The 14,954-nt window shown below is 72.5% G+C and carries 15 protein-coding genes and 1 riboswitch; of the genes, 4 read left to right on the top strand and 11 right to left on the bottom strand.

Annotated elements, in window-relative coordinates; translation table 11 throughout:
- Positions 1–65 precede the first annotated feature (65 nt).
- The 9 genes from OHA99_RS31005 to OHA99_RS30965 form a co-directional block, all read right to left on the bottom strand.
- The gene (locus OHA99_RS31005; RefSeq protein WP_153180780.1) at positions 66–1,103 is read right to left on the bottom strand and encodes a hemolysin family protein; all 1,038 of its coding nucleotides are present in this window, start codon (positions 1,101–1,103) and stop codon (positions 66–68) included.
- Positions 1,100–2,431 carry a hemolysin family protein gene (locus OHA99_RS31000; protein ID WP_108989298.1) on the bottom strand — a complete coding sequence of 444 codons (1,332 nt, stop codon included), beginning with the start codon at positions 2,429–2,431 and terminating at the stop codon, positions 1,100–1,102. The genes OHA99_RS31005 and OHA99_RS31000 overlap by 4 nt, the downstream gene beginning before the upstream one ends.
- 203 nt (positions 2,432–2,634) lie before the next feature.
- Positions 2,635–3,105, bottom strand: coding sequence for a PH domain-containing protein (locus tag OHA99_RS30995; RefSeq protein ID WP_007447425.1), 471 nt, complete (start codon positions 3,103–3,105; stop codon positions 2,635–2,637).
- Between the two features lie 38 nt (positions 3,106–3,143).
- Positions 3,144–4,001 (bottom strand): ATP phosphoribosyltransferase, encoded by an 858-nt coding sequence (hisG, locus tag OHA99_RS30990; protein ID WP_007447429.1) that lies wholly within the window; start codon positions 3,999–4,001, stop codon positions 3,144–3,146.
- Positions 4,002–4,051: 50 nt separating this feature from the next.
- A complete protein-coding gene (locus OHA99_RS30985; protein ID WP_030380826.1) occupies positions 4,052–4,324 on the bottom strand; it encodes a phosphoribosyl-ATP diphosphatase in 273 nt (90 codons plus the stop codon).
- A gap of 33 nt (positions 4,325–4,357) precedes the next feature.
- A complete protein-coding gene (gene ribH / locus OHA99_RS30980) occupies positions 4,358–4,843 on the bottom strand; it encodes a 6,7-dimethyl-8-ribityllumazine synthase (RefSeq protein ID WP_153180778.1) in 486 nt (161 codons plus the stop codon).
- Between the two features lie 21 nt (positions 4,844–4,864).
- Entirely contained in the window at positions 4,865–6,154 is a 1,290-nt protein-coding gene (locus OHA99_RS30975) for a bifunctional 3,4-dihydroxy-2-butanone-4-phosphate synthase/GTP cyclohydrolase II (protein ID WP_153180777.1), read from the bottom strand.
- Complete coding sequence (locus tag OHA99_RS30970; RefSeq protein ID WP_007447433.1) at positions 6,151–6,795, bottom strand: nicotinamide mononucleotide transporter family protein; 645 nt, start codon at positions 6,793–6,795, stop codon at positions 6,151–6,153. The genes OHA99_RS30975 and OHA99_RS30970 overlap by 4 nt, the downstream gene beginning before the upstream one ends.
- A complete protein-coding gene (locus OHA99_RS30965; protein ID WP_366473540.1) occupies positions 6,792–7,394 on the bottom strand; it encodes a riboflavin synthase in 603 nt (200 codons plus the stop codon). The genes OHA99_RS30970 and OHA99_RS30965 overlap by 4 nt, the downstream gene beginning before the upstream one ends.
- A 153-nt stretch (positions 7,395–7,547) precedes the next feature.
- Positions 7,548–7,678: riboswitch (FMN riboswitch) on the bottom strand.
- A 216-nt stretch (positions 7,679–7,894) separates the two neighbouring features.
- Between OHA99_RS30965 and OHA99_RS30960 the strand changes: the two genes are divergently transcribed.
- From OHA99_RS30960 to OHA99_RS30950, 3 genes are all read left to right on the top strand, one after another.
- Positions 7,895–10,264, top strand: coding sequence for a chitinase C-terminal domain-containing protein (locus tag OHA99_RS30960; protein WP_405698436.1), 2,370 nt, complete (start codon positions 7,895–7,897; stop codon positions 10,262–10,264).
- 163 nt (positions 10,265–10,427) lie between these two features.
- The gene (locus OHA99_RS30955; protein WP_381498828.1) at positions 10,428–11,192 is read left to right on the top strand and encodes an SDR family oxidoreductase; all 765 of its coding nucleotides are present in this window, start codon (positions 10,428–10,430) and stop codon (positions 11,190–11,192) included.
- Positions 11,189–11,623, top strand: coding sequence for a hypothetical protein (locus tag OHA99_RS30950; RefSeq protein WP_240469126.1), 435 nt, complete (start codon positions 11,189–11,191; stop codon positions 11,621–11,623). Before OHA99_RS30955 ends, OHA99_RS30950 begins: the two co-directional genes overlap by 4 nt.
- A 298-nt stretch (positions 11,624–11,921) precedes the next feature.
- Here the strand turns inward: OHA99_RS30950 and OHA99_RS30945 are convergent, their stop codons facing one another.
- A complete protein-coding gene (locus tag OHA99_RS30945; RefSeq protein ID WP_345963941.1) occupies positions 11,922–13,121 on the bottom strand; it encodes an ROK family transcriptional regulator in 1,200 nt (399 codons plus the stop codon).
- Positions 13,122–13,263: 142 nt separating this feature from the next.
- Between OHA99_RS30945 and OHA99_RS30940 the strand changes: the two genes are divergently transcribed.
- Entirely contained in the window at positions 13,264–14,475 is a 1,212-nt protein-coding gene (locus tag OHA99_RS30940) for an MFS transporter (protein ID WP_366473538.1), read from the top strand.
- Here OHA99_RS30940 and OHA99_RS30935 read toward each other — a convergent pair.
- A complete protein-coding gene (locus OHA99_RS30935; protein ID WP_153180771.1) occupies positions 14,435–14,893 on the bottom strand; it encodes a thioesterase family protein in 459 nt (152 codons plus the stop codon). The genes OHA99_RS30940 and OHA99_RS30935 overlap by 41 nt on opposite strands.
- Positions 14,894–14,954: the final 61 nt, after the last annotated feature.

Genomic DNA, 14,954 nt, shown 5'->3' with positions numbered 1-14,954 from the left:
CACCCGTGCCGCCCCAGCGGCACGACTGCCCGCAGCGGCGGCCGGGGGGGCACGACTGCCCGCAGTCAGGTCGCCAGGGTCACCTCTCGGTGGGCAGGATCGTTCACCTCGCCGACCAGGAGCTCCAGTACGTCCTCCAGGGCGACCAGGCCCAGTCCCCTGCCGGTCGCGTCCGTCACCTGGGCCAGGTGGGTCGCCGCGCGGCGCATCACCGTGAGGGCGTCGTCCAGGGGGAGTTCGGGACGCAGCGTGGTCATCGGGCGCCAGAGGTGCTGGGGGACGGCGCGGTCGGACTCCTCCAGGTCGAGGACGTCCTTGACGTGCAGGTAGCCCATGAAGGCGCCCTGGTCCGCCGCGATCGGGAAGCGCGAGTACCCGGTGCGGGCGGTGAGCGCGACGATCTCCCCCGGCGTGACCGAGGGGCTGACCGTCACCAGGGACTCGCGGGCGAGCAGGACGTCCGTGACCGGGCGGGAGCCCAGTTCCAGGGCGTCCTCGAGGCGTTCCTGCTCCTCCGGGTCGAGCAGTCCGGCCTGGCCGGCGTCCTCCACCAGGCGGTTGAGCTGTTCGCTGGTGAAGACGGCCTCGACCTCGTCCTTGGGCTCGACGTGGAAGAGCCGCAGGATGCCCTGCGCGCAGGCGCCGAGCGCGACGGTGATGGGCCTGCACAGGCGGGCGAAGGCGACCAGGCCGGGGCTGAGCCACAGCGCGGCCTTCTCGGGGGCGGCCATCGCGAGGTTCTTCGGGACCATCTCGCCGATGACCAGGTGGCAGAAGACCACGGCGGCCAGCGCGATGACGTAGCCGAGCGGGTGGATCATGCCGTGCGGCAGGTGGATCCACTCGAAGACCGGCTCCAGCAGGTGGGCGACGGTCGGCTCGGCGACCGCGCCGAGGGTCAGCGAGCAGACGGTGATGCCGAACTGGGCGGCGGCCATCATCTGGGGCAGGCGTTCCAGGCCGTACAGCACCTGCCGGGCACGGGTGGTGCCGAGCGGTTCGATCTGGCTGCGGCGCACCGAGACGAGCGCGAACTCGGCACCGACGAAGAACCCGTTGGCGAGCACGAGCAGCGCGGCGAACAGGAGTTGCAGGATGCTCATCGGGCCGCCTCCAGGACGGAGACCGGCGCGGTGCGCACCAGGCGTATCCGCTCGGCGCGGTAGTGGCCGACCTGGCGGACCGAGAGCCGCCAGCCGGGCAGTTCCGCGCGGTCGCCGACGGCGGGGATGCGGCCGAGCAGGTCGGCGACGAGCCCGGCCACGGTCTCGTACGGTCCCTCGGGGGCCTCCAGGCCGACGCGGCGCAGGGCGTCCACGCGGCAGCTGCCGTCGACGTCCCAGGCGGGCCGGCCCTCCTCGGGCGGGGCGGGGGCCAGTTCGGGCACGTCGAGGCCGTCGTGCTCGTCGCGGACCTCGCCGACGAGTTCCTCGACGATGTCCTCCAGGGTGACGACGCCGGCCGTGCCGCCGTACTCGTCGACGACGACCGCGATGGGCTGCTCGCTGCGCAGCCGGGTGAGCAGCGGCCGTACGGGCAGGGTCTCGGGGACCAGCAGCGCCGGGCGGGCGATCCGGCCGGCCGGGGTGCGCAGCCGGTCGTGGACGGAGACGGCGAGGGCGTCCTTGAGGTGGACCATGCCGACGATCTCGTCGATCTTCTCCCGGTAGACGGGGAAGCGGGACAGGCCGGTGGCGCGGGTCAGGTTGACGACGTCCTCGGCGGTGGCCGAGGAGTGCAGGGCGCTGACCTTCACGCGGGGGGTCATGACGTGCTGGGCGGTCAGTTCGCCGAGGGAGAGGGTCCGCACGAAGAGGTCGGCGGTGTCCTGTTCCAGGGCGCCGGCCCGGGCGGAGTGCCGGGCCAGGGAGACCAGTTCGCCGGGGGTGCGGGCGGAGGCCAGCTCCTCGGCGGGTTCGATGCCCAGCGTGCGGACCAGGCGGTTGGCCACGGTGTTGAGCGCGGCGATCACCGGGTGGAAGAGACGGGCGAAGGTGTGCTGGGGGCCGGCGACGAAGCGCGCGACCTGGAGCGGCTTGGACACCGCCCAGTTCTTGGGCACCAGCTCGCCGATCACCATCTGCACCGCGGAGGCCAGCAGCATGCCGACGACGACCGAGACACCGGACACGGCGCCGTCGGGAACGCCGATCGCCGTGAACGGGCCGTCGAGCAGCCGGGCGAGCGCCGGTTCGGCGAGCATGCCGACGACGAGGGAGGTGATGGTGATCCCGAGCTGGGTGCCGGAGAGCTGGAAGGACAGCTCCTTGAGGGACTCGACGACCCGGTGGGCGCGCCGGTCGCCGGCCGCGGCGGCCTGCTCGGCGTCGGGGCGTTCGACGGTCACCAGGCCGAACTCGGCCGCGACGAAGAAGCCGTTGGCGAGGATCAGCAGGAACGCGGCTGCCAGGAGCAGCAGGGGGGTGGTCATGATGCCGCCGCCTGTGGGGTGTCACAGCAGGGGGCGGCGCAGGTACTGCAGGACGGTCCGTCCATCGCCGGAGGGAGTCACTCCTCGGGTAGCAGGAACCCCGCGCACCGGGCGGAGCGACGGGGCGAGGACGCGACGGGCCGCGTCCTCGTTCCCAGATTAATCACGAAAAGGGTGCCCGCGGCAGGGTCGGCGGCGCCGCGTCAGTCACGCGGCGCCTCGGGGAGGGCGCCGGAACGGGCCTCCACGAGGTCGCGCAGGGCACGTGCGTCGGCCAGGGCACGCTGCTTGGCGATGCCGGGCTGGATGCCGAGCGCGGGCAGGCTGGTGCCGTCGCTGAGGTCGAGGAAGACCCAGGGGTCGCCCTGGCGGAGGTTGACCCGGAGGATCTCGGGCCAGGCGAGGTGCCGCCTGGCGGTCAGGTTGACCACGGTGACGCCCGTCTCGTCGGCGACGACCCGGGGGCGGGCCAGCAGGAGCAGCACGCCGGCCAGGACGAGTGCCGTCAGCACGAAGCTGAGGCGCTCCCCCGGGCCGAGGCCGGCCAGCACCATCCCGAGCACCGTGACGGTCACGAAGGTGACGACCGCGAGGACGATCAGGACGGCACGGGTGCGTCCGGGACGGAAGGTGACGGGCAGGGCGGGGAGGTGGTCCGGCGTGGTGTCGGGCATGGTGTGGCTCCGGGTCGTGCTCCGAGGCGGGGAGGGGGTCAGAGCCGGCAGGCGTGGATGGCCGTGGTCAGGATGGCCCGGGCGCCGATCTCGTACAGGTCGTCCATGATCCGCTGGGCCTCCTTGGCGGGGACCATGGCGCGGACGGCGACCCAGCCCTCGTTGTGCAGCGGGGACACGGTCGGGGACTCCAGGCCGGGGGTGAGGGCGACGGCCTTCTCCAGCTGCTCCACCCGGCAGTCGTAGTCCATCATCACGTAGGTCCGGGCCACCAGGACGCCCTGGAGGCGGCGCAGGAACTGCTGGACCTTGGGCTCGGTGGTCTCGTCGGGCTCGGCGCCCGAGCGGCGGATCACGATGGCCTCGGACTTCATGATGGGCTCGCCGAACACCTCCAGGCCCGCGTTGCGCAGGGAGGTGCCGGTCTCGACGACGTCCGCGATGACCTCGGCGACGCCGAGCTCGATGGCGGTCTCCACGGCGCCGTCCAGGTGGACGACGGAGGCGTCGACGCCCCGGTCTGCCAGGTGGGCGGCGACGATGCCCTCGTAGGAGGTGGCGACGGTACGGCCCTTGAGGTCGTCGATGCCCTGCGCGGCGCCCGGCTTGCCGGCGAAGCGGAAGGTGGAGCGGGCGAAGCCGAGCGGGAGGATCTCCTCGGCGTGGGCGCCGGAGTCGATGAGCAGGTCGCGGCCGGTGATGCCGATGTCGAGCTTGCCGGACGAGACGTAGATCGCGATGTCGCGGGGGCGGAGGTAGAAGAACTCGACCTCGTTGACCGGGTCGACGATCCGCAGTTCCTTGGACTCGCGGCGCTGCTGGTAGCCGGCCTCATGCAGCATCTCCCCCGCGGGGCCTGACAGGGAACCCTTGTTGGGGACGGCGATGCGCAGCATGAGGTCGGCTTCCTTTGCGTGAAGGGGTGAGGGAAGGGGGGTGCGGTGGCTTACAGGTGGGCGTAGACGTCGTCCAGGGAGATGCCGCGGGCGACCATCATGACCTGGACGTGGTACAGCAGCTGGGAGATCTCCTCGGCCGCCGCGTCCTTGCCCTCGTGCTCGGCGGCCATCCAGACCTCCGCGGCCTCCTCGACGACCTTCTTGCCGATGGCGTGGACGCCCTTGTCGACCAGTTCGGCGGTGCGGGAGGTGGCGGGATCGCCGTGGGCTGCCTTGTGCTGGAGCTCGGTGAACAGCTCCTCGAACGTCTTCTTGGACATGATGGCCCCCACTTTACGCGTGCCCCGGCGGGCCTAGCGCCACGGTTCGGATACTGAGCGGAGCGTCGCCGCCGTGGCGACGGCCGCGGTCACGGCCTCGTGGCCCTTGTCCTCGTTGGACCCCTCGAGGCCGGCCCGGTCCAGGGCCTGCTCCTCGGTGTCGCAGGTGAGGACGCCGAAGCCGACGGGGACGCCGGTCTCGACGGAGACCTGGACCAGGCCCTGGGTCACGCCCTGGCACACATAGTCGAAGTGGGGGGTGCCGCCGCGGATGACGACACCGAGGGCGACGATCGCGTCGTAGCCGCGGCCCGCGAGGACCTTGGCGACCACCGGCAGCTCGAAGCTGCCGGGGACCCTGAGCAGGGTCGGCTCGTCGATGCCCAGGTCGTGCAGGGCGCGCAGGGCGCCGTCCACCAGTCCGTCCATCACCTTGTCGTGCCACTGCGACGCGATCACGGCGACCCTGAGGTCCCCGACGTTGCGTACGGACAGTTCCGGTGCACCCTTGCCGCTCACGTGTCTCCTCGTCTCGCTTGCTTACTGGTTGCCGCAGGTGGACACGGGGGTCGTGTCCAGCCAGGGCAGGTCGTGTCCCATCCGGTCCCGCTTGGTGCGCAGGTAGCGGAGGTTGTGCTCGCCGGCCTGGACGGGCATGGGCTCCCGGCCGGTGACCTCGATGCCGTGCCGGGCGAGGGCGTCGCTCTTGTCCGGGTTGTTGGTCATCAGGCGGACGGACCGCACGCCGAGGTCCGCGAGGATCTGGGCGCCGGCGCCGTAGTCGCGGGCGTCGGCGGGCAGGCCGAGTTCGAGGTTGGCGTCGAGGGTGTCGCGGCCGCGCTCCTGGAGTTCGTAGGCGCGCAGCTTGGACATCAGGCCGATGCCGCGTCCCTCGTGGCCGCGCAGGTAGACGACCACGCCCCGGCCCTCGGCCTGGATGCGGTCCAGGGAGGCGTCGAGTTGGGGACCGCAGTCGCAGCGCTGGGAGCCGAAGACGTCGCCGGTGAGGCACTCGGAGTGGACGCGGACCAGGACGTCCGCGCCGTCGCCGAGCTCGCCGTGGACGAGGGCGATGTGCTCGACGCCGTCGACGGTGGAGCGGTAGCCGTACGCCGTGAACTCGCCGTGGCGGGTGGGGAGCCGGACCTCGGCCTCGCGGCGGACGGTGGGTTCCTCGCTGCGCCGGTAGGCGATCAGGTCCTCGATGGAGATGATCGTCAGGCCGTGCTTGCGGGCGAACGGGATCAGCTCGGGCAGCCGCAGCATGCGCCCGTCCTCGCCGGCGATCTCCACGATGGCGCCGGCCGGGCGCAGGCCCGCGAGGCGGGCGAGGTCGACGGCGGCCTCGGTGTGGCCGTTGCGGACGAGGACGCCGCCGGGCCGGGCGCGCAGCGGGAAGACGTGGCCGGGGCGGACCAGGTCGGTGGGCTCGGCGGTGCCGCTCGCCAGGAGTTGGAGGGTGGTGGCGCGGTCGGCGGCGGAGATGCCGGTGCTGACGCCGTGGGCGGCGGTGGCGTCCACGGAGACGGTGAAGGCCGTCTTCATGGACTCGGTGTTGTCGTCGACCATCTGCGGGAGGCGGAGCCGGTCCAGTTCCGCGCCCTCCATGGGGGCGCAGATCAGGCCGCGGCACTCGCTCATCATGAAGGCGACGATCTCCTCGGTCGCCTTCTCGGCGGCGACGACGAGGTCGCCCTCGTTCTCGCGGTTCTCGTCGTCGACGACCACGACGGGGCGGCCGGCGGCGATGTCGGCGACGGCCTGCTCGACCGGGTCGAGGGAGAGGTCGTCGATGCCGTCGGGGCTGTAGAGGATGGGTGCCGTGCTCATGCGGGCGCTCCTTCCGGGAGGGGGCGGGCCGCGTTGCGCGAGCGCAGCCACCAGTCGCGCAGGCCCCACAGGACGAGCGCGCCGTAGAGGACGTAGACGAAGCCGGAGAAGGCGAAGCCGTTGGCGAAGTTCAGCGGGACGCCGACGAGGTCGACCAGCAGCCAGGCGAACCAGAACTCGACCATGCCGCGGGCCTGGGCGTACATGGCGACGACGGTGCCGACGAAGATGTACGCGTCCGGCCAGGGGTCCCAGGACAGGGTGGGGTAGGCGGTGAAGAGGGCGCCCACCGCGAGGGTGCCGACGGCGGCCGCGGCGGCCAGCGCACCGCGTTCGCGCCAGGTGGCGAACCGTACGGCGACGGAGCCGTCCTGCGTCTGCTGCCGGCCGCGGTTCCACTGCCAGAAGCCCCAGGCGGCGACGACCATGACGACGATCTGCTTGCCGGCGCTGCCGGAGAGGTGGGCGGTGGCGAAGGCCGCGAAGAGGACGAGCCCGGAGACGAACTGCACGGGCCAGGTCCAGATCGAGCGCCGCCAGCCGAGGGCGAGGCCGAGCAGACCGATCACGTTGCCGATCATGTCCGACCACTTGATGTGCTGGTCGAAGAGGGTGAACGCCTCGGAGTTGAGCCAGTTCACTTGGTACTCCCCTGGGCTCCGAGCAGCCGCTCCACGTACTTGGCGATGACGTCGACCTCGAGGTTGACCGGGTCGCCGGGCTGCTTGATGCCGAGCGTGGTCAGGGCGAGGGTGGTGGGGATGAGGCTGACGGTGAAGAAGTCGGGGCCGGCGTCGACGACGGTGAGGCTGATGCCGTCGACGGTGATGGAGCCCTTCTCCACGACGTAGCGGGCGAGGTCGGCGGGCAGGGAGATCTTCACGAGCTCCCAGTGCTCGGAGGGCTTGCGCTCCAGGATCTCGCCGGTGCCGTCGACGTGGCCCTGCACGATGTGACCGCCGAGCCGGGCGCCGACCGCGGTGGGGCGCTCCAGGTTGACGCGGGAGCCGGCGGCGAGGACGCCGAGGCTGGAGCGCTTCAGGGTCTCGGCCATCACGTCCGCGGTGAACTCGTCGCCCTCGTGGTCGACGACCGTGAGGCAGACGCCGTTGACGGCGATGGAGTCGCCGTGGCGGGCTCCCTCGGTGACCGCGGGGCCGCGCAGGCGGAAGCGACAGGCGTCGTCGAGGGTCTCGACGGCGGTGATCTCGCCCAGCTCTTCGACGATTCCGGTGAACACTTCCCGGGTCCTCCTGCCTCTTCGGGCACGGACTCCGGGGCTGTCGACGAACGACAGAAGGGACGGACGGGAACTCGGAACGACGACGCCGGACGGGGCCCGCCCGTGACGGACGTGCCCCAGAGATCGGCGGCGCGCACGTGTGCTCGCCCGCCGCGCACTGCCTCCCATCCGGACTTTAACCGTCGGTCCAGGAATTTCACCTGGTCAACCGGCCGCTGGAGGCGACCGGGTCGCGGACTGTAACCGCCGGTTCGGACTTTCACCGACCCCGGAGTGCGCTGCTTCTGGTACAGGGCCAGTGTGCCACGCCCGGCGGCCGTCCATACGGACAGAGCGTGTGGAGTGGATCACAGAGCGCTTCTCCACCTGGACTCCACCGCGCCGTGCTGCTCCAACCGGGGCGCATGCCAGGCACGTTGAGATTGGTCCATACCTATTGACGCACTGGTCTAGTCCTCTCTAGGGTCTGCGCAACTTCCGTGGAGAGGAACCCGACTGTGCCTTCCCCGTCACGCTCCAGATCCCGCCACAGAGCGGGGCCGGCCCTGTTCGCGGCGGCCGCCGCCGTCGCCGGCCTGCTGCTCGCCGGTCTCCCTGCGACCGCGTCGCAGGCCGCCGCCCAGGACTCCTGTCGACCCGACGGGCTCTACCAGACGCCCGGCGTCGACGTCCCCTACTGCTCGGTCTACGACGCCGACGGCAGGGAGAAGATGGGCGCCGACCACCCGCGCCGGGTGATCGGGTACTTCACGAGCTGGCGCACGGGCAAGGACGGCAAGCCGGCCTACCTCGCCTCGGACATCCCGTGGGACAAGATCACCCACATCAACTACGCCTTCGCGCACGTCGACGGCGGCAACAGGCTCTCCGTGGGCTCGGACGGCGAGAAGAACGCGGCGACCGGCATGACGTGGCCCGGGGTCGCGGGCGCCGAGATGGACCCGGACCTGCCCTACAAGGGCCACTTCAACCTGCTCAACAAGTTCAAGAAGCAGCACCCGGACGTCAAGACGATGATCTCGGTGGGTGGCTGGGCCGAGACGGGCGGCTACTTCGCGGACGACGGCTCGCGCGTGGACTCGGGCGGCTTCTACTCGATGGCGACCAACGCCGACGGCTCGGTCAACCGGGCCGGCATCGACACCTTCGCGGACTCGGCGGTCGACTTCGTCCGGAAGTACGGCTTCAACGGCGTCGACATCGACTACGAGTACCCGACGACGATGAAGGACGCGGGCAACCCGCTCGACTGGTCCTTCGCCAACGGCCGCCGGGCCGGGCTGGTCAAGGGCTACGCGGCGCTGATGAAGACGCTGCGCGAGAAGCTGGACCGCGCGGGCGCCGCGGACGGCAGGCACTACCTGCTCTCCGTCGCCGCGCCGTCCTCCGGGTACCTGCTGCGCGGCATGGAGACCTTCCAGGTCCAGAAGTACCTGGACTACGTCAACATCATGTCCTACGACCTGCACGGCGCCTGGAACGAGTACGTCGGCCCGAACGCCTCCCTCTTCGACGACGGCAAGGACGCCGAGCTGGCCGCCGCCAACGTCTACGGCAGCGCCCAGTACGGCGGCATCGGCTACCTCAACACCGACTGGGCCTACCACTACTTCCGGGGCTCCATGCCGGCCGGCCGCATCAACATCGGCCTGCCGTACTACACGCGCGGCCACAAGAACGTCCAGGGCGGCACCGACGGCCTGTGGGGCAAGGCTCCCGCGTCCACCTGCCCGGCGGGCTCCGGCCTGACCAAGTGCGGTGACGGCGCCGTCGGCATCGACAACCTCTGGCACGACCTCGACGCCAACGGCAAGGAGTCCCCGGCGGGTTCCAACCCGATGTGGCACGCCAAGAACCTGGAGAAGGGCATCGTCGGCGACTACGTCACCGACTACGGCTTCCCGGCGGACACGAAGCTGACGGGCACCTACGCCCGCAAGTACGACGCGACGCTGGTCGCGCCCTGGCTGTGGAACGCCGAGAAGAAGGTCTTCCTGTCCACCGAGGACGAGCAGTCGGTCGGGGCCAAGGCCGACTACGTGGTGGACCGCGGCATCGGTGGCGCGATGATCTGGGAGCTGGCCGGCGACTACGGCTGGAACGCCGCCGAGGGCCAGTACGAGATGGGCGACACCCTCACCTCGCTGATGTACGACACGTTCAAGTCGGCCGCGCCGTACGGCGCGAAGAAGTCGAACGCGGCCCTGCCGACGGAGGCCGTGAACGTGGACGTGGAGTTCACGGAGTTCAAGCTGGGCGACTCCAACTACCCGATCACACCCAAGCTGCGGATCACCAACAACACGAAGTCCGCGCTGCCGGGCGGCACGGAGTTCCAGTTCGACTACGGGACCTCGGCCCCGGGGAACGCCTCCGACCAGTCCGGTTTCGGGACCAAGGTCATCAGCAGTGACCACACGGGCGGCAACGCGGGCGGTCTGAAGGGTGACTTCCACCGGGTGTCGATGAAGCTGCCGGCGTGGCAGTCGCTGGCGCCGGGGGCGACCGTCGACCTGGCGTTCAACTACTACCTGCCCGTGTCGACCCCGTCGAACTGGACGGTGACGATCGACGGCAAGGCGTACGCCCTGGCCGGCGACCTCGCCCGGGGCACGACCGTGGTGGATCCCGGGACGGAGACGCCGGCGCCCACGCCGACGGACACGCAGTCCCCGACCCCTGGCCCGAGCCCGACGGACGGCACCGGGCAGTGCACCGTCCCGGCCTGGGACGCGGGCGCGTCCTACGGCGGCGGCACCACGGTGTCCCACCAGGGGCACTCGTGGAAGTCCAAGTGGTGGACGAAGGGCGAGGAGCCCGGAACCACCGGTGAATGGGGTGTCTGGCAGGACCTCGGCGCCTGCTGACCCCTCACCCGAACGGGCCCGGCGGCGGTGACGAAGGCCCTTGCCCGCCGCCGGGTCACCCCAACGCACCCTGCCGGGCTCGGGCAGGGTGCGTTGCCCTCCGGGCTGCGCCACGGTGTGATGGGCGAACCGCACGCCCACATCCGGCAGGGGGCTGAACAGCATGACCACGATCCTGGTGACCGGCGGCACCGGCACGCTCGGCCGGCTCGTCACCGAACGGCTGCGCACCGACGGGCACGAGGTGCGGGTGCTCAGCCGGCACAGCCGGCCGTACGCCGTGGACCTGCGCGAGGGCGGCGTCGGCCTGGACACGGCGCTCGCCGGAGTCGACACCGTCGTGCACTGCGCGACCACGCAGCGCGGCGGGGACGAGCGGTCGGCCGCGAACCTGGTCGCGGCGGCGAAGCGGGCCGGGGTGGCCCACCTGGTCTACATCTCGATCGTCGGTGTCGACCGGGTGCCGCTCGGCTACTACCGGTCCAAGCTCGCGGTGGAGAGGCTGGTGGAGGAGTCGGGGATCGGGTGGACGGTGCTGCGGGCGACCCAGTTCCACGACCTGGTGGTGGGGGTGCTCCAGGCGCTGGCCAGGATGCCCGTCCTGGTGCTGCCCGCCCATGCCTCGGACCAGCCGGTGGAGGTGTCGGAGGTCGCGGACCGGCTCGCCGGACTGGCCGTGGGCGCCCCCGCCGGACGGGTGCCGGACCTGGGCGGTCCCGAGGTGCGCACCTTCACGTCGCTGGCCCGCTCCTACCTGGACGCGACGGGACGCCGTCGGGCCGTGGTGAACGTGCCGCTCGCGGGGAAGACTTACCGCGCGTTCCGCGCGGGCGGGCATCTCGCGCCCGAACACGCGGTCGGCAAGGGCACGTTCGAGGAGTACCTGGCGGTGCGGTTCGGCGGCGGGGAGGGCGGACGGCGCGGATGAGCAGACGGGCGGTGCTGCGGGCGGGGCTGGGAGTACTCGCGGGCGGTCAGGTGGTGCTGGGGCTGTGGGTCCTGCTGCTGCCCGGGCTGTTCTGGAAGTGGCCCTGGGTGTCGCACCTGCCGCCCTACAACGAGCATCTGCTCCGGGACTTCGGCGGGGCGAGTCTCGCGCTCGCCGTGGTGCTGTGCGCGGCGGTGGCGACGATGGAGCGCCGCCTGGTGCTCACGTCCCTGGTGGCCTACCTGGTCTCCTCCGTGGCCCACCTCCTGTTCCACGCCCGGCACCTGGAGCCCCTGCCAGCGGCGAGCGCCGCGGGTTTCATGGCCCTGCTGGGGGCGGCGGTCCTGCTCCCGGCGGTACTGGTGTGGCTGGCGGCGGACGGTTCGGCGTTCCGGGAGCCTGACTCCGCGGGGCGACGGCCGACTCCCTGAGGGGCTCCGCCGGCCGATCGCCGGAGGGGCGACCGCCGACGGACCGCCGGAGAGAGGCCGCGCGCCGGCCGATCGCCCGGGGAGGGGAGCTCCACCGGGGCAAGCAGTCGGGCCCGGACCTTCGGGGAGCGGCTCCGCGGGGGCGCCGACGTCGCGCCGGCCGCGGCGACGCGCGAGCGCCTGCCCCGCCTGCCCACGCCGCCCGAAGCGCCGCGGGCCAGGGTGGTGTCGTTCGGATCAGGGCGGCTCCAGGCAACGACGCCTTGTGCGCGACCCCGGCACATCCGAACGACGCCCCCTAGCGCTCCGGCGGTGCGAAGAGGTCGTCCTGGGCGCGGTCGCGGGCGGTCAGCAGGGCACCGCGCAGGACCGCGCCGCCGCCCAGGGTGCTGGGCCGTACCTCCGTGGCCAGCGGGGACATCCGGGCGAGGCGGTGCCGGACGCGGTCGGCGAGGGCGTCGGCGCCGGCCCGGCCGATCTCGCCGGCGAGGACCAGGCAGCCGGGGTCGAGGACGGAGACGACGGCGGCGGCGCCCAGGACGACGCGGTCGGCGAGCGCGTCGAGGAACCGGTCGGCGACCGGGTCGTGCCCGGACGCCGACCGGCGTACCGCCTCCCTCACCAGCGTGGCGGCGTGCGGCTCGGGGCCGGTGGACGGTGCCGTCACGCCGTGCTCGGCCGCCAGCGCGGTCACCGCCGCGGCCCCCGCCACGGAGTGGAAGCCGCCGTCGCAGTCGGTGGCGGAGGGCAGGCCCGCGGTGCCCGGCACCGGCATGAAGCCGATCTCGCCCGCTCCCCCGGAGACGCCCCGGCGCAGGGTGCCGTCGAGGACGACGGCGGCGCCGATGCCGAGGCCGAGCCAGAGGAGGACGAAGGTGTCGCGGTCGCGGGCGGCGCCGTCGCGCTGCTCGGCCAGGGCGGCGAGGTTGGTCTCGTTCTCGACGCCGACCCTCGCCTCGGGGAACGTGTCCTGGAGCGCGGCCATCAGCCGGCGGTGCCATTCGGGCAGCCCGGTGGAGTCGCGGAGTTCCCCGCCGGCCGGGTCGATCAGGCCGGGCGCGCCGATGCCGACGGTGTGCAGCCGGTCGGCGCCGGCCTCCTTCACCGCGCGCTCGACCAGGCCCACCGCCTGCTCCACCGCGGGACCGGTGCCGGAGTGGTCGTCGATGGGCACGGAGCCCTCGGCGAGGACCCGGCCGAGCAGGTCGGAGACGAGCACGGCGACGCCCTCGGTGCGCACGTCGAGGGCGGCGAGGTACGCGCGCCCGGCGACGATGCCGTAGAGCTTGGCGTTGGGCCCGCGGCGCTGCTCGCCGGACTCCCCTGCCACCTCGATCAGCCCGGAGGCGGTGAGGCGTTCGACGAGGTCGGCGACGGTGGGCCGGGACAGGCCGGTCAGCTGCTTCAGCTGCCCTGCCGTCAACGGGCCCTCCCGCTGGAGCAGGTGGAGGGCGAGCCGGTCGTTGATGGCCCGGGCGGTGCTCGGGGATGCGGGCATGCCGGGATCCTTCCAGATCGGGGGCGCGGAGGCGCACGCCGGTAATCCACTATCTATCAGGCAGGCTCCCTGATAGTTTACGCCGCGCGCTGCCGCACACTGCCACGCACTGCCGCGCACCGAGGACACGGAGGGGTGGACCATGAGCACAGGGACCTACGGGCGGGACGAGGTGAAGCGCGCCCGGTACGCCGTGGCGGCCGTGTTCGCCGTGCACGGCTCCGTCACCGGCTCCTTCGCGACCCGGGTGCCGTGGATCCAGGACCACGCCGGTGTGAGCGCGGGCCAGTTGGGACTGGCGCTCGCCTTCCCGGCGCTCGGCGCGTCCCTCGCCATGCCGCTGGCCGGCCGCGTCACCCACCGCTTCGGTGCCCGCGCCGCCCTGCGCGGTCTGCTGGCGCTGTGGACGCTGGCCCTGGTCCTGCCCTCCCTGGCCCCGAACCTGCTCACCCTGTGTCTCGCCCTGTTCGTCTACGGCGCCACGGCGGGCATGTCGGACGTGGCGATGAACGCCCTGGGCGTCGAGATCGAGAACCGTCTCGACAAGTCGATCATGTCCGGGCTGCACGGCATGTGGAGCGCGGGCGCGCTGATCGGATCGGCGGCCGGGACGCTCGCCGCCCACCTGGGTACGGACGCCCGGACGCACCACGTCCTGGCCGCCGCGGTGCTGACCGTGACGGGCCTGGCGGCCTGCGCCTGGGTGCTGGATCTGCAACCTTCCGAGGACGAGGACCCGCCGCCGCGGTTCGCGCTGCCGCCGAGGTCGGCGGTTCTGATCGGCGCGGTCGGCTTCTGCGCGGTGTTCGCGGAGGGCGCGAGCCTGGACTGGTCGGCGGTCTATCTGCGGGACGAGCTGGAGGCCTCGGCCGGTCTGGCGGCGGCGTGCACGACGGGCTTCACGCTCACCATGGCGCTGACCCGGCTCGTCGGCGACAAGGTGGTGGACCGGTTCGGCGCGGTGCGCACCGTCCGGGTGAGCGGGGTGCTGGCCACCCTCGGCGGTCTGCTGGTCGTGGTCGGGGGCGGTCCGGCGATGGCGATGACCGGCTTCGCGCTGATGGGCCTCGGCATCGCCGTGGTCGTCCCGCTGTGCTTCGCCGCGGCCGGCCGGGCCGGCTCCAACCCGAGCCTGGCCATCGCGGGTGTCGCCACCATCACGTACACCTCGGGTCTGATCGCGCCGGGCGCGATCGGCGGGCTCGCCGAGGCGACCAGCCTGGTGGTGTCGTTCGGCCTGGTGACCGCGCTGGCGTGCTGCCTGGTGGTGTTCGCGCGGGTGCTGCGGGCCGGGGACCGGAACCGGCCGACGATCAGTCCGCCGGCCGCAGAAGTGCCCGGCCGGCAGTCCTGAACGCCTCGCTCCACGGCGCCGGGCGCAGCGTCCGGGAGTCCAGCCGGACCAGCACCCGGGTACCGCGGGCGTAGGTGGTGGCGCCGTCCGCCGAGCAGAACCGGAAGCCGTAGGTCAGCCCGGTGGTGCCCAGCCGGTCCAGCCACAGGTGGACGGCGTAGGCGCCGGGCCGGGTGACCGGCGCCTCGTAGCCGATCGTCAGCTCCTTGACCGCGTTGCAGGCGTCTCCGGCCGCCTCCCAGTCGCCCTCGAACCGGAAGCCGTGCCCGGCCCACAGCTCGGTCCAGGCCCGCTCCACCAGGACGGGGTAGCGGGCGTTGTGCAGCAGCCCGAGTGCGTCCAGGTCGTCGAAGTGGACGGTGACGGGGACGAGCAGGCCGTGGGACAGGGCGGGCGCGGTGGGTGCTTCGGCGGTCACGGGCGGGACTCCTGGTCGTGCTCGGCTGTGCGGCGTACGGCGGTTCGCACGGGGGGGCGTA

It is taken from the genome of Streptomyces coelicoflavus, from assembly GCF_045041415.1.
Lineage (GTDB): Bacteria > Actinomycetota > Actinomycetes > Streptomycetales > Streptomycetaceae > Streptomyces > Streptomyces coelicoflavus.
Note: the sequence above shows the minus strand (reverse complement) of the source record. Positions and strands in the feature narration are given on the sequence as shown.